Origin of the sequence: uncultured Muriicola sp. (assembly GCF_947258935.1) — a bacterium.
Lineage (GTDB): Bacteria > Bacteroidota > Bacteroidia > Flavobacteriales > Flavobacteriaceae > Muriicola.
Genome location: NZ_CAMYKH010000036.1, coordinates 1 through 20,629 on the forward strand (window position 1 = coordinate 1; position 20,629 = coordinate 20,629).

Sequence of the window (20,629 nt, forward strand, 5' to 3'; positions counted from 1 at the left end):
TTACCGCACTACGTTCGGTGATCCCTCAACATTTCACTAAGGATTACCGCACTACGTTCGGTGATCCCTCAACATTTCACTAAGGATTACCGCACTACGTTCGGTGATCCCTCAACGCTCCGCGTTGAAAACCAAAAAAAGAAGACTTCGATTCACTCCAAAAAGAAAGCGAGCTTCCTTTTTGGAGCTCGCTCGTCTTTTGACTTTTTTTGGTTTATGAGTGACCGCGGAGGGATTCGAACCCCCAACCCTCAGAGCCGAAATCTGATATTCTATCCAGTTGAACTACGCAGCCATTATGTATTCGCTTTCTTAGCGAGCGCAATTTACACAAAAAGAACTTTCTGGTGCCAATAAAATACGCTCAAAAGGGATCCTATTGCCGCATTTGGTGCACTTTCCAAAATCATCGGTCCCAATTTTAGATAAATTCCGTTTTAACCCTTTCAACTGTTCTTCTGATTTTCGTAAAGCAGCTTCCATGACACCTTTATTATTGATGGCATCCATCCTCGAAACCCGTCCTATAGCATTATCAGGAGCTACCGGACCAGAAAGACTTTTGTACTGAGCAATACGTTTTTCTGTTCTTCGTATAGAATTTTCTAGTAAGGTCTTCAGTTCAGAACTTTTCATTAGCCACTTACTAGCTAAGGTGCTTGCGCACAATGTTCGATATGGTCTTTCCATCTGCTTGGCCAGCAAGCTCTTTGCTTACGAGACCCATAATCTTCCCCATATCTTTCATTCCATTGGCCCCTACCTTAGTGATCGTTGCAAGCACAACTTTCTCCACAGCATCTTCACTGAGTTGTTCTGGTAAGAATTGTTCAATAATAGCAATCTGTGATAATTCTGTTGCAGCCAGATCTTGCCTGCCCTGATCAATATAAATAGCTGCGCTGTCTTTCCGCTGCTTTACTAATCGTTGTACCATTTTCACTTCGTCCTCTTCAGATAAAGTGGCACCTCTACCTTTATCGGTTTGTGCCAATAATAAAGCTGATTTGATTGCACGTAGCGATTCTAATGCCACAGCATCCTTGGCCTTCATGGCAGATTTCATTTCTTGCATTACCTTTTCCTGTAAGCTCATAGCTTCTATTTTTAACCACACGAAGATAAAAAAATAAACCCGAAATGATGGGGATCATTCCGGGTTCTAACTAGGTTAAAAAACCTTTCAAAAAAACTAACTAATCCACATTATCATGTAAAAAAGAATTGTTAGAACGCAATTGTATCTCATCATTGCTATCCTCCCCTAACGTTGTTCTGGACACCTTTCCGTCCTTTGGATTCTCATTCAGATTAATGCCCTGGCGCTTGTAGGCCGGCTCTTTCTCTATTTCTTCGATATGACTAAGACTGTTTTGGAACTTGTAATTGAAATCTTTTAATTTTCGCCTTCTTTCATCAGCTCTTGCCTTTAGCAATTCTTCAATGGGTGAACTCATAGGATCTATTTCTCCCTTATCCTTGCTATTACTTGCTTGTTCAAAAGCACTTACCGTTTTCTGTTCAAAGACCAGCTCTTCTTCTACGATCTTTGGATCATAATCCTCTGCTTTAGAACGTGCGCCTGTTAATTGTGTCTCAAGTTCCATATAGTCGTCCAAACTGTAACGGGTTTCACCTTCTTTGCTGTATTCCAATACAGGGATCACTTCTATATGTTCGTTAACATCCATGTCGCTGATCTCCTCATCCAAGGAAAAGGTGATGACATGTTCTTTCTCATCTTCCTCTTCATTGTTCTCAACAATAGGCAGATCGAAACTAAACGCTATTTGCTCTTTTTTGTCATCTATAGCCGATACAGTTACAGGATCTACTACTTCAATATCAAAAAGTTCCTCTTTGGAATCAACGATCACAAAATCATTCTCGTTCACTTCGGTAGCCACCACCTCATCATAGAATACGTTGAAGTTTCGTATAAAATTCGTAGTAGGGATCAGATCCATTTCATCTTCTATTTCCAAAGTGTGTTTCACTATTGGTTCAAAGTCTTCCTCTTCCTCTTCCAGTTCATGTACTACCGCAGTAGATTCCGTTAAGTTCTGTACTGCTTTTTGGTCATCTTCAAGGGTATGTATGATCTTCTTAGACTCAGTATTGACGATCTCATCTTGCTGATCTACATTAAACCCCGTTGCAATCACGGTGACGGCAATAGCATCCCCCAGGGTCTCATCTTCGCCAACTCCCATTATGATATTGGCTCCATGACCGGCTTCAATTTGAATATGATCATTGATCTCTCCTATTTCATCGATGGTGATCTCTTTACTACCGGAAACGATCAGTAACAATACATTTTTTGCCCCAGTGATCTTGTTGTCATTTAATAATGGGGAATCAAGCGCTGTCATAATGGCCTCTGTGGCCCTCGAAGTACCAGACGCCATGGAAGATCCCATAATAGCAGTTCCACTATTGGAAAGAACCGTCTTGGCATCTCGTAAATCTATGTTTTGTGTATAGTGATGGGTAATAACTTCTGCAATTCCCCTGGCAGCAGTAGCAAGCACTTCATCTGCTTTAGAGAATCCCGCTTTGAACCCCAAATTGCCATAAACCTCCCTAAGCTTGTTGTTATTTATAATGATCAGGGAATCTACATGATCTCGTAAACGTTCTATCCCTTTTTGTGCCTGTTGGCATCTCATTTTACCTTCAAACTGAAATGGCATCGTTATAATTCCTACTGTAAGAATATCCATTTCCTTAGCCAGTTTTGCAATGACAGGAGCTGCACCAGTACCAGTACCCCCACCCATTCCGGCCGTGATAAAGACCATTTTTGTAGTTGTGTCGAGCATGGTTTTAATATCTTCCATACTCTCTATGGCAGCCTGCTCCCCTACTTCGGGATTTGCTCCGGCACCTAATCCTTCAGTTAGGGAAACCCCTAATTGAATTTTATTAGGTACTGCACTATTTTGAAGTGCCTGAGAATCTGTATTGCAGATAACAAAATCTACTCCGTTGATTCCCGCCTGGAACATATAATTAATTGCATTGCTACCACCGCCTCCAACGCCGATCACTTTTATTACATTACTTTGATTCTTGGGGAGGTCAAAGGAAATACTTTCAAATTCGGTGTTCTTGCTCATGTTGTTCTTATTACTGGTTAATGTGCTATGCTTTGTATTTATTCTGCGTTATCTAAGAAATCCTTGAGTTTTTCGGACCATCGGTCAAAAACTGATTTACGTTCTCTTTTTGTAGCGGTACTCGTATTCATGTTTTCATGACCTTCCAGAACCATTTCCCGCTCTTTTTCTTCTTCCAACGTCTTCAATCTGCGTTTGTCCTTATTTTCTACAGCATTCATTAAAAGTCCAACCGCAGTGGCATATAACGGACTCGCAATTTCCGCTTCTGAGTCTCCGGCTAAATGTTCGTTGGGATATCCTATTCTGGTATCCATTCCGGTTATGTATTCTACCAGTTGCTTGAGATGTTTCAGTTGACTACCTCCTCCTGTTAACACGATTCCGGCGATAAGCATTTTCTTTTGATCATCGTGTCCGTAGTTCTTGATCTCTACATAAACCTGTTCCACGATCTCAACCACACGTGCGTGAATGATCTTGGAAAGGTTCTTTAAAGTGATCTCTTTGGGTTCCCTTCCTCTCAGGCCAGGGATGGATACTATCTCATTATCCTTATTCTCACCCGGCCAGGCTGAGCCGAATTTTATCTTTAATAGTTCCGCCTGCTTTTCAATAATAGAGCAACCTTCCTTTATATCCTCTGTAATAACATTACCACCAAAAGGAATCACGGCGGTATGCCTAATTATTCCATCCTTAAAAATGGCAAGGTCTGTGGTACCACCTCCTATGTCTATTAGGGCTACTCCGGCTTCTTTCTCTTCCTGACTCAGCACTGCCTCTGAGGATGCAAGTGGTTCGAGCGTTATATTATACAAGTCAAGGCCGGCACTTTTTATACATCGGCCAATATTTTTTATGGAGGATACTTGTCCTACGACCACATGAAAATTAGCTTCTAGTCTCCCTCCATACATCCCGATGGGTTGCTTTATTTCGGCCTGGCCGTCTACCTTGTACTCCTGAGGCAGCACATGAATGATCTCCTCCCCCGGTAACATCACCAGCTTGTAAACCTGATTACAAAGTTTTTCCAGATCGTCCTCATTGATCACTTCTTCAGAATTGGCCCTGGTGATATAATCACTATGCTGTAAACTGCGGATATGTTGCCCGGCTATACCTACTACAACAGATCCTATTTTTAAGCCCGAATTGGCCTCTGCCTGTTCCACAGCCTGCTGAATAGACTTGATGGTTTGAGTGATATTATTAACCACACCTCTATGTACCCCTAAACTTTTGGAACGTCCTATACCAAGTACTTCTATCTTACCATACTCGTTTTCCTTCCCAATAATGGCTACAATTTTGGTTGTTCCAATATCTAGGCCTACTGAATAATTACCTTGTTCCATAGTTATTTATATTTTGGTGCACACTACCTGATTTTCAAATTCTAAACTTACCACGGCATAATCCCGTAATGATTTATCTTTCATCGCTTTCGCATAAAATGCCTTGAAGTTCTTAAACTTGCCCTCCAGGTCCTCAACACTACCCAGATCAACAATAAAATCCTCTACCCGAAATTTCAATTGGTATCGTTCTTCCGATTGAATATGTATACCAATTATGTTCTTTCTTAAAAAGTTGTCCTTGTTTATAAACTTCAATATCTCGAATACATCATCCAGACTTTTACCTGTAATCTCGCCTGTGATTATTGGCACTCTGGCAGAGTGCATCTTGGATAATGGCATAGATTTACCATCCTCGTCCAGGTAAAATTTTGTACTTCCCTCTACACGTCCTATGGGCTGCCTTTGGAAAATTTTAGATGTAAGTCTACCATTAATAGTAAGATATACTTGGGCGCTTTTTACCATTTCATTGGCCTCAATGACCTTTTCTATAGTATTCAAAACTAATTTTTCTTTCTCCACATTGAGGACACTACCATAATTTTGTATTAACAATTTATTAACCATTTCCTGAGAGAGGTATAAATTGTTGTTTCCTTCAAAGATTATCTCCATATTCTGTACGGGCTTATCAAGACTTCTTTTGTTAGAAAAAGCATATAGGCCTGTTATACAGCATATCAAAGCAATTACTTTTAAATAATTCCAATTAATTTTCATATTCCAGTGCTTTTTTAAGTGTGTTTATCTCCAGGCCTATGTCCCCTGCTCCCAAGGTTACAAGTACCTGCGGGTTTTGTGCTTTGATCTCCTCCGCTAACTCTTTTTTGGAAATCAATTTTTTCTTTGGGTTTGTAATCATATCAAGTAACCATTGCGAGGTTACCCCTGGGAGGGGTTTTTCACGAGCGGGATATATGTCCAACAGTATGATACTGTCAAATCTGGACAGACTCCTTGCAAATTCCTCTACGAAATCTCGGGTTCTCGAATACAAATGAGGTTGAAAAACGGTCAGCACCTTTTTATTGGGGTGCATCTCCTGTACAGCTTCGAATATTGCATCTATTTCCGCCGGATGGTGAGCGTAATCATCAATAAATATAAAATGCTCCTCCTTAATCCTGTAAGAAAAACGTCTTTGTACACCTTTAAAAGTTTCCAGGGCCTCCGCAAGGCGATCCAGCGGGGGTCCAGCTTGGATCGCCATCGCAAAAGCTACTAGCCCATTGAGCAAATTATGCCGGCCGGGTTTGTTGAATTTAACTCCTTTTAGGGTAGTTTCAGGAGTTCCCAAATCGAAAATGTAGGTGCCATGTTCAATTTTTATATTTCGTATGCAATAATCTGAGTCGTCCTCTATTCCATAGGTAATTCCTTGCAAAGGCAAGCCATTTCGCACAAATAACTTTCCATTAGGTTTTAGCTTGGATGCAAATGCCCTGAAGGATTCCTGTAGGCTTTCATTATCTCCATAAATGTCTAAATGATCTGCATCCATAGAAGTTATACAGGCAACATTTGGTGTAAGCTGAAGGAATGATCTATCAAACTCGTCTGCTTCTACCACAGAGAATTTATTTCCTTCCCATAAGAAGTTACTATTAAAATCTTCTGAAATGCCTCCTAAAAAAGCAGTGACCGGTGTCCCCGTTTCTTTTAAAAGATGCGCCAATATACTAGAGGTTGTTGTCTTCCCATGGGTTCCGGCAACGGCAAAACAAAAGGTGTCTTTGGTGATCATCCCCAGTACTTCAGACCTTTTTTTGATTGTAAATCCGTTGGAGGTAAAATAGTTCCACTCAGTGTGATCTTTTGGCACTGCAGGAGTATAGACCACAAGTGTATCTTCTGGTGAAAGAAATGATTCTTGAATTTGTGAGACCTTATCCTCATAATGTATCTTCATTCCCAGTGCTTCCAATTCAGATGTTAATGGAGTTTGGGTTTTGTCATACCCACCCACCTCATGTCCAAGGAACGTATAGTATTTTGCCAGAGCAGACATTCCTATGCCTCCTATGCCAATAAAATATACCTTATGGAATGAAATATTATTCATCTACCTCAGGGATTAGTTGTACAATCTCATCTACAATATGTTCAGTGGCTCTTGGTAAGGCCAATTCCTTTATATTTCTACCTAGCTGGTCCATCCTCTCTTTGGAAGCAAGGAGTTCTTCAAAGCGTTGTTTAAATTCTGTTTCCAGGTTTTTTTCCTGGATCATGAGGGCAGCATTGGCCTGCACCAATGCCTGTGCGTTTTTAGTCTGATGATCTTCTGCCACATTGGGCGATGGAATAAAAAGAACTGGCTTTCCAACCAAACAAAGTTCGGAGACAGATCCTGCCCCTGATCTTGAAATAATAATATCAGCAACCTTATATGCATGTTCCATATGGTTCAAATATCCTGTCACCTTAACAAACTCGGATCCGTACTTCTTGAATCTGTCATAGTATAATGAGCCACATTGCCAAATGATTTGTAAGCCAAGCTTTTTGAAATTTGGTAGTTGTTTTTCAATAAGTTCATTGATCCTCCTAGCTCCCAAACTGCCCCCTAATACCAAGAGTGTCTGCTTATCCTGTATTAGATCGAAATAAGCAAAGGATGCAGTTTTTTGTTCAGGCAAATGAACTAAGGAGGCACGAACCGGATTTCCGGTTTTTACGGTCTTCTCTTTTGGAAAGAATTTTTCCATTCCATCATAGGCCACACAAATTCTGTTCACTTTTGATGCCAGTATTTTGTTGGTCATTCCTGCATACGAATTCTGTTCCTGCAGCAGGCTTGGAATTCCTTTTTGCGATGCCACGCGAAGTACTGGTCCACTGGCAAAGCCCCCTGTACCTATCGCTACATGCGGTTTAAAAGTGCTTACTATATTTCGTGCTCGTATCAAACTACTAATCACTTTTATTGGGAATAGCAAATTCTTCCAGGTTAATCTTCGTTGTAATCCGCTTATCCATAGTCCTTTTATCTCGTACCCTGCCTGAGGCACTTTTTCCATTTCCATCCGGTCTGCAGCACCAACAAACAGTATTTTCGCATCGGGAAACCTTCGTTTCAATTCGTTCGCAATGGCGATCGCCGGATAAATATGACCGCCTGTACCTCCTCCCGAGAGTATAAACCTATAGTTGCCCACTTAAGACTTCTAAAGGGTTATTCTCATCTATATCCTGCTCTTCAATGCCTTCCTTTGATCTTTTGATGCTGGCACTTAATACTATTCCGATCGCCAAACATGTCATCCAAATAGAGGTGCCTCCACTACTGATAAGAGGAAGGGTCTGACCTGTTACTGGAAACAATTCTACCGCTACAGCCATATTAATTAAGGCCTGAAAAACAATAGGTAATCCTACACCTACAACCAGTAATTTCCCAAAGACCGATTCACTGGCATTTGCCACCACTACTATCCTAAAGAGCAACAACAGGTAAAAGAACATCAGTACAAATCCGCCTATCAATCCATATTCCTCAACAATGATCGCATAAATAAAATCTGAGGAGCTTTGTGGCAAAAAGTTCTTCATAACACTTTTTCCTGCTCCATTGCCCACCAGACCGCCGCTGGCAATGGCTATTTTTGCTTTTTCTATTTGATAATCGGCTTCCGTATCTGCAGGATCCCAGAAACTTTCAATACGGCTGAGCCATGTGTCCACTCTGTTAGGGAAAAGGTCGGGGGCAGCTTTTGCGATCAACACAAAGAACAGAAGGCTTACAAGTCCAAATCCTATCATAGCCGATAAATATTTCAAGGGGTATCCCCCCAAAAAACACAAAACAAGGACCATAAAAAATAGGATAGCCGCAGTAGAAAAATTTGCGGGTAATATCAGTAAGACAATTAAGAACACCGGAGACCACAATGGCAGTACACTTTCCTTAAAGGTTATAGTCCTGTCCTTGATCTTTGAGAGGTAACGGGCAATGTAGATCATTAAGACAACAGAAGCCAGGGTAGACGTTTGAAAGGTGATCCCCACCAATGGCAATCGTATCCACCTACTCGCGTTGGCCCCTTCTATGGTAGTTCCCTGAGCCAAGGTATAAACCAAAAGGGCGATCACCACGGGCATGGCAATAATGGCCAGTCCCTTAAAATAATGAGCTGGGATCTTATGTATCCCGTAAATGATTCCAAAACCTAAGAACAGCAACAAACCATGTTTCATAAGGTGACCCATGGTAGTACCATTACCTACAACATACACCAAATTACTGCTGGCACTATAGACCGGCAGGAACGAAAATAAGGCCAGCAGGGCCACTACTGCCCAAATAACCTTATCGCCTTGTATGTGTTGAAGGAATTTCAAAATCTATAAGTTTTTTATTGCTTCTTTAAATTGATTACCTCTATCCTCGTAGTTTTTAAAAAGATCAAAACTTGCACAGGCAGGTGAAAGCAAGACTGTATCACCGCGTTCGGCTACCTTGTAAGCAACTTTAATCGCCTCGCTCATCGCATAGGTTTCAACAAAAATATCTACGGCATTCCCAAAGGCATGTCTCAGTTTTGTATTGTCCATTCCCAGACAGATGATAGCTTTCACTTTCTCTCTTACCAAAGGCATAAGTACCTTGTAGTCATTTCCTTTATCCAGGCCGCCTACAATCCAAACCGTAGGAGTAGACATACTGTCTAGTGCATAATACGTAGCATTAACATTTGTTGCCTTGGAATCGTTGATATACTGTACATGGTGTATCTTCAATACCTTTTCTAATCTGTGAGCTGCACCCTGAAAATTCTGAATACTATCTCTGATCACTTCCTTGCGAATCCCCACCAATTTTGCCGCAGTAATGGCCGCCATAGTGTTCTTCAGGTTGTGTTTTCCTTCTAATGCCAGTGAATCTGATCTCATTTCCATAGTTCCTTGTTCTGTCTTAATTTCAAAGTGTTTGTCTTTTATATAAGTTCCCTGTACCCCTTCTTTCTCTAAAGAAAAGGGGAGCAATTTGGCTTGTATTGGGTGTTTCTGTAAATAGTGAACGATCACTTCATCGTCTGCGTCATAAATGAAATAGTCTTCCTTTGTTTGGTTCATCGCTATCCTGAACTTGGAGACTATGTACTTCTGAAAATCATATTCATACCGGTCTAAATGATCTGGTGTAATATTGGTTAGTATTCCAATATGCGGCCTGAATTTGGTAATACCATCGAGCTGAAAACTGCTGATCTCTAATACGTAATACTCATAAGAGCATTCGGCCACCATCTTTGCAAAACTGTCTCCGATGTTACCGGCCATGCCAACTGCATATCCTGCTTGTTTCAGGATATGATGTATTAACATGGTAGTCGTGGTTTTCCCATTACTTCCGGTAATTCCAATAATGGTAGCCTTTGTATATCTGGCAGCAAATTCAATCTCCGATACTATCGGGACCTCTTTGGCCATCAGATCTTGTACAATAGGGACCTTATCAGGGATTCCCGGGCTTTTCATAACCAGGTCGGCATTCAGGATCTTTTCCTCAGAATGACCTCCTTCTTCCCAATCAATTCCAAAATGTGAAAGAACATCTTTGTATTTATCTTTAATCTCGCCTTTGTCTGACACAAAGACTTCAAAACCTTTTTGTTTTCCCAGGATGGCCGTACCTGTACCACTTTCTCCTCCTCCCAGGATCACTAGCCGCTCCATTTACCTCACTTTTAAGGTTACTATAGTAACGATCGCCAGAAGGATCCCAATGATCCAAAATCTGGTAACGATCTTACTTTCGTGATACCCCTTCTTTTGATAATGATGGTGAAGCGGCGACATTAAAAAAATACGTCTTCCCTCCCCATATTTTCGTTTTGTGAATTTGAAATAACTAACCTGGATCATTACTGATAATGATTCTGCAAAGAAGATCCCGCACAATAGCGGAATGAGCAATTCCTTGCGTACAATGATCGCGATCACTGCTATGACCCCTCCTATAGTTAAGCTGCCGGTGTCCCCCATAAATACTTGTGCGGGATAGGCATTATACCAAAGAAATCCAACCAGAGCCCCTACAAATGCAGAAATAAAGACCACCAGTTCCCCTGCTCTTGGGATGTAAAAAATATCGAGGTAATTAGAGAAAATAATATTACCGGAGACCCAGGCAAATATGCCAAGGGTAAGGACAATAATAGCCGATGTTCCTGCTGCCAGGCCATCAATACCATCCGTAAGATTGGCACCGTTGGAAACGGCGGTAACAATAAAAATAACGATAGGAATAAAGATCAACCAGGCATAAGATTGAGCTCCTTCCCCAATCCAGGAAATAAAATCGGTATAGTCTAACTCATTGTTCTTAAAAAAAGGAATATTGGTTTTGGTAGACTTAAGTTCTTTCCCTTCAACATCTTTAACCTCAAAATTTTCTGTAATAATAGACTTGTTCTTCTCCTTCATGGTAACCTCCGGATGAAAGAAGAGGGTAGCTCCTACCATAAGTCCAAGCACAACCTGACCTAAGATCTTAAAACGTCCTTTTAGGCCTTTTTTGTTCCTTTTAAAGATCTTGATATAGTCATCTATAAATCCAATCATGCCCATCCAGATAGTGGTTATGATCAGAAGGATTATATAAATATTGTCAAGGCGTGCAAAAAGGAGAACTGGCACAAGGGTAGACATAATGATGATAAGTCCTCCCATAGTGGGGGTTCCCTGCTTTTGTTGTTGCCCTTCCAGACCAAGATCGCGTACGGTTTCCCCAATTTGCTTATGACGAAGAAAAAGAATGATTCGCTTTCCAAGAGTGGTTGCAAGAATCAAAGAAAGCAGCACTGCCATTGCAGCCCGGAACGAAAGGAACTGAAACAGGGTAGCCCCAGGGAACTGGTATTGCTTTTCTAAATATTCAAATAAGTAGTACAACATATAGCGTCTCTTGGTGCTCTTATTTATTCAAATCTTCTAAGACTTTCCTCACGATTTTAAAATCATCGAACTCTATCCTATTCCCATTGGTTTCCTGATAGGTCTCATGACCTTTACCGGCCAATAGGATTATATCTTGGGCATCGGCTAACTGACAGGCCGTTTTTATGGCCTGCTCTCTGTTCTCAATGGCCAATATCTTTTTAACATTCTGTGGTTCCACCCCTGCCTCCATTTCCGAAATAATAGTATTAGGCGGTTCTGTCCTGGGATTATCCGACGTAAAAATGACTTTGTTACTCATGGATGAAGCGATATGCCCCATTACCGGACGCTTAGACTTGTCACGATCACCACCACACCCCACTACGGTGATGATGTTTTCATTTCCAGTCCTCAATGCACTGATTGTATCCAGCACATTTTTTAAAGCGTCCGGCGTATGGGCATAATCAACAATAGCCGTTATGCGTTGTTTTGATATAAAATATTGGAATCTGCCATCCACATTTTCCAATTCACTCAATAGTCTTAGAATTTCAATTTTTTCTAACCCCAACAGGTCTCCTGTGGCATAAATAGCCAAAATATTATATGCGTTGAATTGGCCAATAAGTTTTGTCCAGAGCTCATTATTGTCAATTTTTAACAATTGCCCGCTGAATTGATTTTCGAGGATCTGAGCCCTGTAGTCTGCATATGTTTTTAAAGCATAGGTATATTTTTTAGCCTTTGTATTCTGTAACATCACCAGCCCGTTCTTATCATCTAAATTAGAAAGCGCAAAAGCTGTTTTTGGCAAGCCATCGAACAAGCTTTTTTTGGCATCCCTGTATTCCGCAAATGTGCTGTGATAGTCTAAATGATCATGGGTAAGGTTTGTGAAGATGGCACCTGCAAATAGAAGTCCATTGGTTCTTCTTTGATCAATACCATGCGAACTGGCCTCCATAAAACAAAACTCAACTCCTTCTTCATTCATCAAGGACAGGTACTTATTAATAGTAAGTGCATCCGGGGTTGTATGCGTGGTTGTGTACTCCTTTTCATCTACCATGATCTTGATAGTTGAAAGCAATCCTACCTTATATCCTGCTTTTTTAAATAATTGATAGAGCAGACTGCTTACCGTGGTTTTGCCATTGGTACCGGTAATACCTACTAATTTTAAGTTCTTGGATGGATTTCCATAAAAATTAGACGCCATGATAGCCAACGCCTTTTTGGAATCTTCTACCTCAATATAACTGATCTCATTGATGAGTTCTTCGGGCATTGTTTCACAAACAATGGAATTTGCCCCCAAATCAATAGCTTTTTTTATATAGGTATGACCATCAGATTGCGTTCCCTTTATAGCCACAAACACATCGTCTAATGCTACAGAGCGCGAATCAAAGCAAATGTGGTTCACCAGCTTTGCCGTGGTACCGCTCACAGCCGTTAACCCTACTCCATATAATATGTCCTTTAAGGATGTCATGATAGGTCTAATACAATTTTAGATACCTTACTTAATGAAGTACCCTGGGTGATCGATTGTTTTTTTACTTTGCCATTTCCTTTTATTTCCACTTGCAAGCCAAGATTTTCAAGGATAGAAATAGCATCCATACCACTCATGCCTTTTAAGTTGGGCATAGTAGTCATTATCCTGCCTGCTTCTTCAAAGTAGTCTTCATAGGCTTCATCTAATACCTGATTAAAAGGTTCCAATGAAGCCACTTCGTCTATCAAAGGATTGTTTGCATATATCTTCTGTGCTATAGATTTGAAAACCGGACCTGAAACATCGGCGCCATAATATCCTACGCTCTTGTCTGGTTCATGAATTACCACAATACACGAATACTTAGGGTCGTCTGCCGGGAAATACCCCGCAAAAGTTGAAATGTATCTCAGTTTGTCCGGATCTTTCCCTACATAGTTCTTTTGGGCAGTACCAGTTTTACCGGCCATGGAAAAGTTGGGCGCATAAAGCCGATGCCCGGTACCGTGTTCCTTCTCTACTACATTCTTGAGTAACTGCTGCACTTTATATGCTGTTTCTTTGGAACAAATTGCCGAATTGATCACTTCCTTTTCAAACTCCCGAATGGTTGTGTTCCATTCCTTAACCTCTCTGATCAATCGGGGTCTGAGCAGTTCACCGTCATTGGCGATCGCGTTGTAAAAGGCTAAGGTTTGTAATGGTGTTAAGGATACCTCGTAGCCGTGTGACATCCAGGCTAAGGAAATACCAGACCATCCTTTGTCTCCCGGATTACGGATCACTGGTTTCCCCTCCCCTTTAATAGGAAGGTCTAATTCTTTATGAAGATCCATGCGCATCAGGCCGTTCACAAAGTCTTGAGGCTTATCCTTATAGCTATTATGGATCATTTTTGCAAAAGCTGTATTGGAGGATACCTCAAAAGCGTTACCTACAGAGATCTTTCCATAGCCTCCGTTTTTAGAATCTCGGACAGTCCGGTCGTACAGCCTCCATTTACCTTTTTCGGTATCAATGACACTACTGGTATCAACTACCTTGTCTTCCAGGGCAGCAACAAGTGACATTAGTTTAAAGGTAGAACCAGGTTCATTAGATTCACCAATCGCATAATTCAACCGTTCATAATACTTGTTGTCTGCGGTCCTTCCTAAATTTGATATAGCCTTGATCTCACCCGTCCTGGTTTCCATAACGATCACACAACCGTGATCTGCTTTATATTTTTCCAATTGCCCCAGAAGAGCATGATGGGCAATGTCCTGAATATTGATGTCTATGGTAGAAATGACATCGTAACCATCCTTAGGTTCAATGATATTGTCCAAACCAATCGGTTTCCATTGCCCCTTGGCTATTTTTTGTTTTAGACGTTTCCCTTCTTTACCTCTCAAATACTGACCAAAAGCGCCTTCTAGTCCTACACGGGTAGCATAGCCGTTTTCATCAAAACGCTCATAGCCCACGCTGCGTTCTGCGATCTTTCCCAGAGGATGTTCACGTACCGTTTTCTGATCCACAATAAGGCCTCCACGATAAGGTCCCATATTAAAGAGTGGAAAGTCCTTTACACTTATGTACTGGGAATAGTCCAGATTTCTGGCAATTAATGCATACCTATTCTTATTCGTTTTAGCCTTGCGCAAAAGTTTTTCAAAATGAGAAGAAGGCTTGTGCAGTAGTCCTCCCAACTTAACTGCAAGGGGATTTACAAACTTTTTAAAATCCTCATCCTTTACGGTTACTGCATCAAACCGTATAGTGTATTTTGAGACCGAGGTGGCAAGTAAACTACCATCATCAGAATACAGATTACCCCTATTAGGTGGTATGGTAAACATCTTCTCCGTGCGTTTCAAGGCTATGGCCTTGTATTTGTCGCCATGTACCATTTGTATAGAAACCAGCTTAAATAAAACGAGCCCGGCAAAGAGGAACAAGCCCCCTGAAACGAGATACAACCTGGTTAATATGTGTTTACTTAAAAAGGCCATTTAAGGATTTTCAGATTTTACTTTAATTTTTTTTGGAGGTGTTTCAGAAGGGAGTAATCCTTCCTCTGCCACGGTGATACGAATGGTAGACTCTAGTTTTAGTCTTTGCACATCAGATCGCATATCTACAAATTCGCTTCGCAATTCCTTTACCTCCTCATTTAAAGCTGCAAGGCGGTGTACCTTCCTATCAGCGCTATGAGAACTAGCGATCATAACAGCGGCCAAAAAAGAAGCGAAGATCAGAAAAAGCCAATTTTTGGGGGAATCTCCACTTACAAGAAACTTTCCTTTTAAGATGGCAACAAATCCGTTTTTCATTTCTCTACTTACTATTTAAATGCGTTCTGCGATTCTAAGTTTTGCACTTCGTGCTCTATTATTTTGTTTTATCTCCTCTTTTGTTGGCACTATCAGGTTCCCAATTTTTTTGAAGGGAGTTTGCGGTGCACCATAAAAATCTTTTTCTACCTCTCCCTCGAACTTTCCCATTTGAATAAATCGTTTTACCAATCGGTCTTCCAGTGAATGGTAACTAATAATACTCAGCCTTCCTTCTTTGTCTAACAGCGCCGGTGTTTGCATTAAGAACTCCTTTATTGCCTCTAACTCCTGGTTTACTTCTATTCTAATGGCCTGGTAGATCTGTGCCAGTATTTTATGTTCCTTATGAGCCGGCAAAAAACGTTTCAAAACCTCTTTAAGTTCTGTTGATGTCTTAATAGGTTTTTTCTCACGCGCCGAAATTATTTCACTGGCCATGGCTTCCGCATTTCTCAACTCACCATATTCAAAAAGTACCCTTCTCAACTGATGGTGTCCATATTGGTTGATCACCTCATATGCCGAAAGCTCATTCCGCTTTGTCATTCTCATATCTAGTTCTGCCTCAAAGCGGGTAGAAAACCCTCGTTCCGCACTATCGAACTGATGTGAAGAAACCCCAAAATCGGCCAGGATCCCATCTACTTTCTTTATGCCATAGAACTTTAAAAACTGACCCAGATACCTGAAATTTTCGTTGATCAAGGTAAATCGGTCATCCTGTATTTCATTCGCAACTGCCTCCTCATCCTGGTCAAAGGCGATTAATCTGCCTGCTTCTCCCAGTTGCTTCAAGATCTCCCTGGAATGTCCTCCACCTCCAAAGGTGATATCCACATAGACCCCATTTTTTTTTATGCGGAGGCCATCAACAGACTCTTTTAGCAAAACCGGATTATGATACTTCATCACCATCATCACCCATTACCTCTTCAGCCAATTCTGCAAAGTTCTCAGCCGTATCATCAAGTACTTTCTCATAGTTATCTTTATCCCAGATCTCGATGATATTAATGGCTGAACTCAATACCACTTCCTTGGTTATCCCTGCAATGGCTATCAGATTCTTTGGTATCAGGAGTCGTCCGGTAGCATCAATTTCAACAGGTTTTACCCCTGCCGAGAATCTTCTTATAAAATCGTTGTTCTTTTTCTTGAAGCGGTTCTTTCGGTTCATCTTCTGCATTAGTAAATTCCATTCCTCCATGGGATACAATTCCAAACAAGGTTGGAAAACAGAACGCTTTATTACGAAGCCCTTGTTAATCACAGGAGCCATTTGATTTTTAAGGGTCACAGGTATCATTACCCTACCCTTTACGTCGGCCTTACAATCATATGTTCCAATGAAACTGATCATTTCTATCTGGTTGGTCTTTCGTATATAAACTCAAATATATAGAAATTATTACCACTATTTACCACAAATTACCACTTTGTTCACAAAAAATGTCACTTTTACTCCCTTGATTTCTTATTTCGGCAACTTTATGGAAATACTCCACATTCATTAGTGATGACCTAATAATCCCTTTGGGATTATAAAATCGCATTCCCATAACTCAATTAAATGGCGGCATATGAGGATAATGCCTATATTTGCCAACTGACAACAGAAGCTGTCCTGCATGGAGAAAAACATAAAGACCGACGGTAAATACAGATATATAGAGGTTGGTGAAGGAACCCCGATGATCATACTTCATGGCCTTATGGGCGGTTTAAGTAATTTTGAAGGGGTAACCAGCCATTTTCCTCAGTTAGGTTATCAAGTGCTGGTCCCGGAACTGCCTATTTACGGTATGCCGATGCTTAAGACCAACGTCAAGAATTTTGCAAAATTCCTGGAACGATTTATTGAATACAAAGGCCTGAAGGATGTCATCCTTTTAGGAAATTCCCTTGGAGGTCATATTGGTCTGTTACATACTAAGCTGTATCCAAAAATGGTTAAAGCCCTCGTTATTACGGGGAGTTCGGGACTTTACGAAAGTGCCATGGGAGATGGTTACCCGAAACGCGGCGATTACGAATTCATTAAAAAGAAAGCACAGGATGTCTTTTATGACCCTGCGGTTGCTACCAAAGAGATCGTAGATGAAGTATTTGCAACGGTCAATGACCGCATGAAACTTGTAAAAACACTGGCGATCGCAAAAAGTGCCATCCGTCACAATATGTCTAAAGACTTGCCTCATATGTATACTCCCACCTGCATTATCTGGGGTGAAAACGATGCTGTAACCCCACCCAATGTGGCAAAGGAATTTCATGAACTTTTGCCAGATTCGGATCTTTTTTGGATCAAAGAATGCGGACATGCCCCCATGATGGAACACCCTAATGAATTCAATGAGGTGTTGGAAAAATGGCTGGCAAAACGAAATTTCTAAGGACCCTACGTCATGAAAATAAAGTCGGCCGACTTTGTAGTAAGCAATACCAATGTTGCTCAATGCCCTTCAGATCCTCTTCCTGAATACGCTTTTATTGGTAGGTCTAATGTTGGAAAATCTTCCCTGATCAACATGTTGACCGAACGAAAATCCCTTGCCAAAACATCGGGAAGACCTGGCAAAACCCAGCTTATTAATCATTTTAAGATCAATAACAACTGGTTTCTAGTAGACTTACCGGGATATGGGTATGCACGAGTTTCCAAAAAGGACAAGAAGACCTTTCAAAAATATATTACCGATTATTTTCTTGAACGAAAACAGCTATTAAGTGCTTTTGTACTGGTAGATATTCGCCACGAACCCCAACCTATAGATCTGAAATTCATGGAATGGCTCGGGGAACAGTCTATCCCTTTTTCCATTATTTTCACCAAAGCCGATAAACTAAAACCAAAGGCCATACAGAGAGATGCAGAGGCCTATCTCACTGCCATGACAAGGGATGTCTGGGAACAAGCTCCCCCTCATTTTATTACCTCATCAACACATGCCCTGGGAAGGGAGGAAATATTAGAATATATAGATGAGATCAATAAAGAGTACCATCGGGGACAAAAAAGCTAATCTGGCACTTGCCACACCAAAATACTTTAAGAGCTTGTTCTTGCCAGCCTATTTTGGATGGCATTTATTAGTTCCTGGGTTTCGGTTAAGGCATTCATTTCCTTGGCTCCCAAAAACAGATCCAGGTCATGGGCCGTTATCTCAAGGATGACAGGAAATGTATATGCCGGCATAAATTTGGAAGCATAGGTCTTGAGAAACTCATCTTTGTGCAAGAATTCCATTTCGATCTTATGATCTTGGCGAAACTTCTTCCAGAGCGATTTTTCCGCGAAGGTTCCGAATGTTAGCTCACAAAGACGGCATTCGTAGGTTCTCGGACTAATAATCTTATGCGCAAAATCTAGCAGGCCATTTTTAATTCCGGAATCCGCGTTATAAACAAAAACTAACTTTCTAATTGGATCTTTAGTCACCTTGAAAAATTTGAATAGGTTACAGCTATGGAATTCTCTACTGACCTAATATTGTGAATATACCGGGATATTATGATTTTAATTCTAATTTTTCTGCAAAATAATCGCAAAAATCCTTCATGGTGGCCGTCATTTTTTCGTCTTGGGTGGCCTTCATAAAAGTGTCTGATAAGGCTACGAGGGTTTGGTGAAAGAAGATCTTCATCTCATCTACAGGCATATCCTTGGTCCATAGGTCTATCTTAAGTGATTCTTTGTTCTTACTGTCCCAAACAGATAACAGCATAGCCTTGGCATCTTCGTCTACGATGCCACCATCCTGGGCAGACCAGGTTAATTTTTCCGGGATCCTATTCTCATCAAGGGCAATCCTTAAAGTTATTTCCGAGGTCTCTTGCTGGGCCATAGTCTTACTTCTTAGGTTTGTAATTTGCTTCTTTAAAAATGGTCTCGGCTGGTAAATTCCATAATTCCTGTGCCGGAATATCAGTTTTCTCCACAAAGGCCCTGACGATCTGCCAGCCCATATATCTCCCTAACCTTCCTGGTGATTCATTATCCAATTCTAACCTGAATTTAGAAAATGGTGCTGGATCCAGAAAACGTGGTCCTAACTGTGCGTCCGTACTATACAAAAGTTCGCGTTCAATAAAGTAGCGCCATATTTGCTCCTCATTAGCCTGCGCCCAGCTATATTCTTCCTGATTATATCCTATTTTCTGGGCATCTGATTGCCAACTTAGCAAAAGGTCCTTTAAATAGAGCTCCTTGCCATAATAGATCATCTGTGCTAAAAAGGAGCGATCTCTTGGATAGGAAATCACTTTTTTCGAAAATGCACTTACAATATCACTTTCCAGATATTGCTTGTCTAAACCTTTAGAAATATAGCGGTCTATGCCCTGGTAAAAACGATGATCCTTGCCAAGGTAATTATCTACCCCAATCAGAAGAAGGGTATCTGCTAAGATGATCCTGTTTTCGTAATCCACATCGGTAGTAAGAGTTACTATAGTTGGAATAGTATACCTAGGGAAATAATAGGCGATATGTTTAAACAGCAAGGTGATCTCTTCCTGTTCTTCAGTAAAATCGGCAAAAGCACTGTCTACAGCTTGTCTTAATTCTATCTGCAGAGTGTCCTGTATTTTAGCAATCCATACACTATCTGAATATTGGGCAGGAAAAAAGTAGGGATACTTCCCTTTGATATCCGATAAGTTCTCCGGAGTGGTCTCAGCAAATTCCTGATCAAAACGAAGTACCTTTACCTCCAATACTTGATTGGCGATAGCGGCGGGCACTTCTTTGTCCTTTTTGCATGCGCCTATCAGACAAACCATACAAAATACCCAAAATGTTTTTCTGTACATGGAAAGTTCTCCTTTAACTGTTTTAATATTCCGTTTGCAGAGGTTATTTTTACGGGGCCAAAGTTACAGTATTTCAATTTAAATATAGTGGAACATGCAAACAGATAAAGTAGTAGATCATATTGTTGAATGGTTGAAAGACTATGCTACCAATGCAAAGATGAAAGGTTTTGTTATTGGTGTTTCCGGCGGGATAGATTCTGCTGTAACTTCTACCCTTTGTGCCCGTACCGGTCTGGATCTATTATGTGTGGAAATGCCTATTCATCAGGGCGATAATCAGGTTTCGCGTGCAGATCATCATATCAAGTGGTTACAAAAAAAATATCCCAATGTAAGCAGGCAACCTGTAAATCTAACTCCAGTTTTTGATCACCTGGTAGGTGCTCTTCCCGTTGTAGACAATGAAGAAGAAAGGCATATGTCCCTTGCAAACACGCGAGCCAGACTTCGTATGACCACACTTTACTATTTTGCAGCACTTTTGCGCTATCTCGTGGCCGGCACCGGAAACAAAGTGGAAGATTTCGGCATCGGATTCTACACAAAGTACGGGGATGGGGGCGTAGATCTTAGTCCAATTGCAGACCTACTTAAAACTGAAGTATATGAAATAGGTTC

General features: G+C 40.9%; 21 protein-coding genes and 1 tRNA gene. 3 read left to right on the top strand and 19 right to left on the bottom strand.

What is annotated here, in order from left to right; genetic code table 11:
* Nucleotides 1–221: 221 nt before the first annotated feature.
* The 16 genes from Q0X72_RS07830 to mraZ all read right to left on the bottom strand — a co-directional run bounded on the left by Q0X72_RS07830 (nt 222) and on the right by mraZ (nt 16,556).
* Nucleotides 222–295, bottom strand: a tRNA-Arg gene (locus Q0X72_RS07830).
* Nucleotides 296–312: 17 nt separating this feature from the next.
* Nucleotides 313–636: a TraR/DksA C4-type zinc finger protein gene (locus tag Q0X72_RS07835; protein WP_297763747.1), complete on the bottom strand. Its 324-nt coding sequence runs from the start codon at nt 634–636 to the stop codon at nt 313–315.
* A gap of 10 nt (nt 637–646) precedes the next feature.
* Nucleotides 647–1,096, bottom strand: coding sequence for a GatB/YqeY domain-containing protein (locus Q0X72_RS07840; protein WP_297763749.1), 450 nt, complete (start codon nt 1,094–1,096; stop codon nt 647–649).
* 100 nt (nt 1,097–1,196) lie between these two features.
* Nucleotides 1,197–3,122 carry a cell division protein FtsZ gene (ftsZ, locus tag Q0X72_RS07845; RefSeq protein ID WP_297763751.1) on the bottom strand — a complete coding sequence of 642 codons (1,926 nt, stop codon included), beginning with the start codon at nt 3,120–3,122 and terminating at the stop codon, nt 1,197–1,199.
* 38 nt (nt 3,123–3,160) lie between these two features.
* A complete protein-coding gene (gene ftsA, locus Q0X72_RS07850) occupies nt 3,161–4,483 on the bottom strand; it encodes a cell division protein FtsA (RefSeq protein WP_297763754.1) in 1,323 nt (440 codons plus the stop codon).
* A 6-nt stretch (nt 4,484–4,489) separates the two neighbouring features.
* Entirely contained in the window at nt 4,490–5,104 is a 615-nt protein-coding gene (locus tag Q0X72_RS07855) for a cell division protein FtsQ/DivIB (protein WP_367180432.1), read from the bottom strand.
* A gap of 94 nt (nt 5,105–5,198) precedes the next feature.
* Nucleotides 5,199–6,551, bottom strand: a complete 1,353-nt coding sequence (gene murC / locus Q0X72_RS07860) for a UDP-N-acetylmuramate--L-alanine ligase (RefSeq protein WP_297763759.1) — start codon at nt 6,549–6,551, stop codon at nt 5,199–5,201.
* Complete coding sequence (gene murG / locus Q0X72_RS07865; protein ID WP_297763761.1) at nt 6,544–7,644, bottom strand: undecaprenyldiphospho-muramoylpentapeptide beta-N-acetylglucosaminyltransferase; 1,101 nt, start codon at nt 7,642–7,644, stop codon at nt 6,544–6,546. The genes murC and murG overlap by 8 nt, the downstream gene beginning before the upstream one ends.
* Nucleotides 7,631–8,830: an FtsW/RodA/SpoVE family cell cycle protein gene (locus tag Q0X72_RS07870; RefSeq protein ID WP_297763792.1), complete on the bottom strand. Its 1,200-nt coding sequence runs from the start codon at nt 8,828–8,830 to the stop codon at nt 7,631–7,633. Before Q0X72_RS07870 ends, murG begins: the two co-directional genes overlap by 14 nt.
* The gene (gene murD / locus Q0X72_RS07875; RefSeq protein WP_297763764.1) at nt 8,831–10,165 is read right to left on the bottom strand and encodes a UDP-N-acetylmuramoyl-L-alanine--D-glutamate ligase; all 1,335 of its coding nucleotides are present in this window, start codon (nt 10,163–10,165) and stop codon (nt 8,831–8,833) included. It lies immediately after the preceding gene.
* Nucleotides 10,166–11,386, bottom strand: coding sequence for a phospho-N-acetylmuramoyl-pentapeptide-transferase (gene mraY / locus Q0X72_RS07880; protein WP_297763767.1), 1,221 nt, complete (start codon nt 11,384–11,386; stop codon nt 10,166–10,168).
* A gap of 19 nt (nt 11,387–11,405) precedes the next feature.
* On the bottom strand, nt 11,406–12,869 hold the full coding sequence (locus tag Q0X72_RS07885) for a UDP-N-acetylmuramoyl-L-alanyl-D-glutamate--2,6-diaminopimelate ligase (RefSeq protein ID WP_297763771.1): 1,464 nt from the start codon (nt 12,867–12,869) through the stop codon (nt 11,406–11,408).
* The gene (locus tag Q0X72_RS07890) at nt 12,866–14,872 is read right to left on the bottom strand and encodes a penicillin-binding protein (RefSeq protein ID WP_297763772.1); all 2,007 of its coding nucleotides are present in this window, start codon (nt 14,870–14,872) and stop codon (nt 12,866–12,868) included. The genes Q0X72_RS07885 and Q0X72_RS07890 overlap by 4 nt, the downstream gene beginning before the upstream one ends.
* Entirely contained in the window at nt 14,873–15,193 is a 321-nt protein-coding gene (locus Q0X72_RS07895) for an FtsL-like putative cell division protein (protein ID WP_297763774.1), read from the bottom strand. It abuts the gene before it with no gap.
* Between the two features lie 15 nt (nt 15,194–15,208).
* Nucleotides 15,209–16,105 carry a 16S rRNA (cytosine(1402)-N(4))-methyltransferase RsmH gene (rsmH, locus tag Q0X72_RS07900; RefSeq protein WP_297763776.1) on the bottom strand — a complete coding sequence of 299 codons (897 nt, stop codon included), beginning with the start codon at nt 16,103–16,105 and terminating at the stop codon, nt 15,209–15,211.
* Nucleotides 16,092–16,556, bottom strand: a complete 465-nt coding sequence (mraZ, locus tag Q0X72_RS07905; RefSeq protein WP_297763778.1) for a division/cell wall cluster transcriptional repressor MraZ — start codon at nt 16,554–16,556, stop codon at nt 16,092–16,094. Before mraZ ends, rsmH begins: the two co-directional genes overlap by 14 nt.
* Nucleotides 16,557–16,824: 268 nt before the next feature.
* Here mraZ and Q0X72_RS07910 point away from each other — a divergent pair, with 268 nt between their 5' ends.
* Nucleotides 16,825–17,589 carry an alpha/beta hydrolase gene (locus Q0X72_RS07910; RefSeq protein WP_297763780.1) on the top strand — a complete coding sequence of 255 codons (765 nt, stop codon included), beginning with the start codon at nt 16,825–16,827 and terminating at the stop codon, nt 17,587–17,589.
* A 12-nt stretch (nt 17,590–17,601) separates the two neighbouring features.
* On the top strand, nt 17,602–18,219 hold the full coding sequence (yihA, locus tag Q0X72_RS07915; RefSeq protein WP_297763782.1) for a ribosome biogenesis GTP-binding protein YihA/YsxC: 618 nt from the start codon (nt 17,602–17,604) through the stop codon (nt 18,217–18,219).
* Between the two features lie 26 nt (nt 18,220–18,245).
* Here yihA and Q0X72_RS07920 read toward each other — a convergent pair whose 3' ends face one another.
* The 3 genes from Q0X72_RS07920 to gldB all read right to left on the bottom strand — a co-directional run bounded on the left by Q0X72_RS07920 (nt 18,246) and on the right by gldB (nt 19,978).
* On the bottom strand, nt 18,246–18,635 hold the full coding sequence (locus Q0X72_RS07920; protein WP_297763784.1) for a GTPase: 390 nt from the start codon (nt 18,633–18,635) through the stop codon (nt 18,246–18,248).
* A 70-nt stretch (nt 18,636–18,705) separates the two neighbouring features.
* A complete protein-coding gene (gldC, locus tag Q0X72_RS07925) occupies nt 18,706–19,041 on the bottom strand; it encodes a gliding motility protein GldC (protein WP_297763786.1) in 336 nt (111 codons plus the stop codon).
* Nucleotides 19,042–19,045: 4 nt separating this feature from the next.
* Nucleotides 19,046–19,978 (bottom strand): gliding motility lipoprotein GldB, encoded by a 933-nt coding sequence (gene gldB / locus Q0X72_RS07930; RefSeq protein WP_297763788.1) that lies wholly within the window; start codon nt 19,976–19,978, stop codon nt 19,046–19,048.
* Nucleotides 19,979–20,102: 124 nt separating this feature from the next.
* On the opposite strand from gldB, the gene nadE reads away from it, so the two are divergent.
* The coding region (nadE, locus tag Q0X72_RS07935; protein WP_297763790.1) for an NAD(+) synthase at nt 20,103–20,629 on the top strand (527 nt) is incomplete at its 3' end.

Coding starts and splice junctions, on each gene's coding strand:
- ftsA (WP_297763754.1), bottom strand. CDS start 4,483: ATGGAACAAGGTAATTATTCAGTAGGCCTAGATATTGGAACAACCAAA.
- gldC (WP_297763786.1), bottom strand. CDS start 19,041: ATGGCCCAGCAAGAGACCTCGGAAATAACTTTAAGGATTGCCCTTGAT.
- ftsZ (WP_297763751.1), bottom strand. CDS start 3,122: ATGAGCAAGAACACCGAATTTGAAAGTATTTCCTTTGACCTCCCCAAG.
- Q0X72_RS07910 (WP_297763780.1), top strand. CDS start 16,825: ATGGAGAAAAACATAAAGACCGACGGTAAATACAGATATATAGAGGTT.
- Q0X72_RS07835 (WP_297763747.1), bottom strand. CDS start 636: ATGAAAAGTTCTGAACTGAAGACCTTACTAGAAAATTCTATACGAAGA.
- gldB (WP_297763788.1), bottom strand. CDS start 19,978: ATGGTTTGTCTGATAGGCGCATGCAAAAAGGACAAAGAAGTGCCCGCC.
- Q0X72_RS07895 (WP_297763774.1), bottom strand. CDS start 15,193: ATGAAAAACGGATTTGTTGCCATCTTAAAAGGAAAGTTTCTTGTAAGT.
- yihA (WP_297763782.1), top strand. CDS start 17,602: ATGAAAATAAAGTCGGCCGACTTTGTAGTAAGCAATACCAATGTTGCT.
- mraY (WP_297763767.1), bottom strand. CDS start 11,386: ATGTTGTACTACTTATTTGAATATTTAGAAAAGCAATACCAGTTCCCT.
- Q0X72_RS07890 (WP_297763772.1), bottom strand. CDS start 14,872: ATGGCCTTTTTAAGTAAACACATATTAACCAGGTTGTATCTCGTTTCA.
- Q0X72_RS07885 (WP_297763771.1), bottom strand. CDS start 12,869: ATGACATCCTTAAAGGACATATTATATGGAGTAGGGTTAACGGCTGTG.
- Q0X72_RS07840 (WP_297763749.1), bottom strand. CDS start 1,096: ATGAGCTTACAGGAAAAGGTAATGCAAGAAATGAAATCTGCCATGAAG.
- rsmH (WP_297763776.1), bottom strand. CDS start 16,105: ATGAAGTATCATAATCCGGTTTTGCTAAAAGAGTCTGTTGATGGCCTC.
- Q0X72_RS07855 (WP_367180432.1), bottom strand. CDS start 5,104: ATGGAGATAATCTTTGAAGGAAACAACAATTTATACCTCTCTCAGGAA.
- murD (WP_297763764.1), bottom strand. CDS start 10,165: ATGGAGCGGCTAGTGATCCTGGGAGGAGGAGAAAGTGGTACAGGTACG.
- murC (WP_297763759.1), bottom strand. CDS start 6,551: ATGAATAATATTTCATTCCATAAGGTATATTTTATTGGCATAGGAGGC.
- mraZ (WP_297763778.1), bottom strand. CDS start 16,556: ATGATCAGTTTCATTGGAACATATGATTGTAAGGCCGACGTAAAGGGT.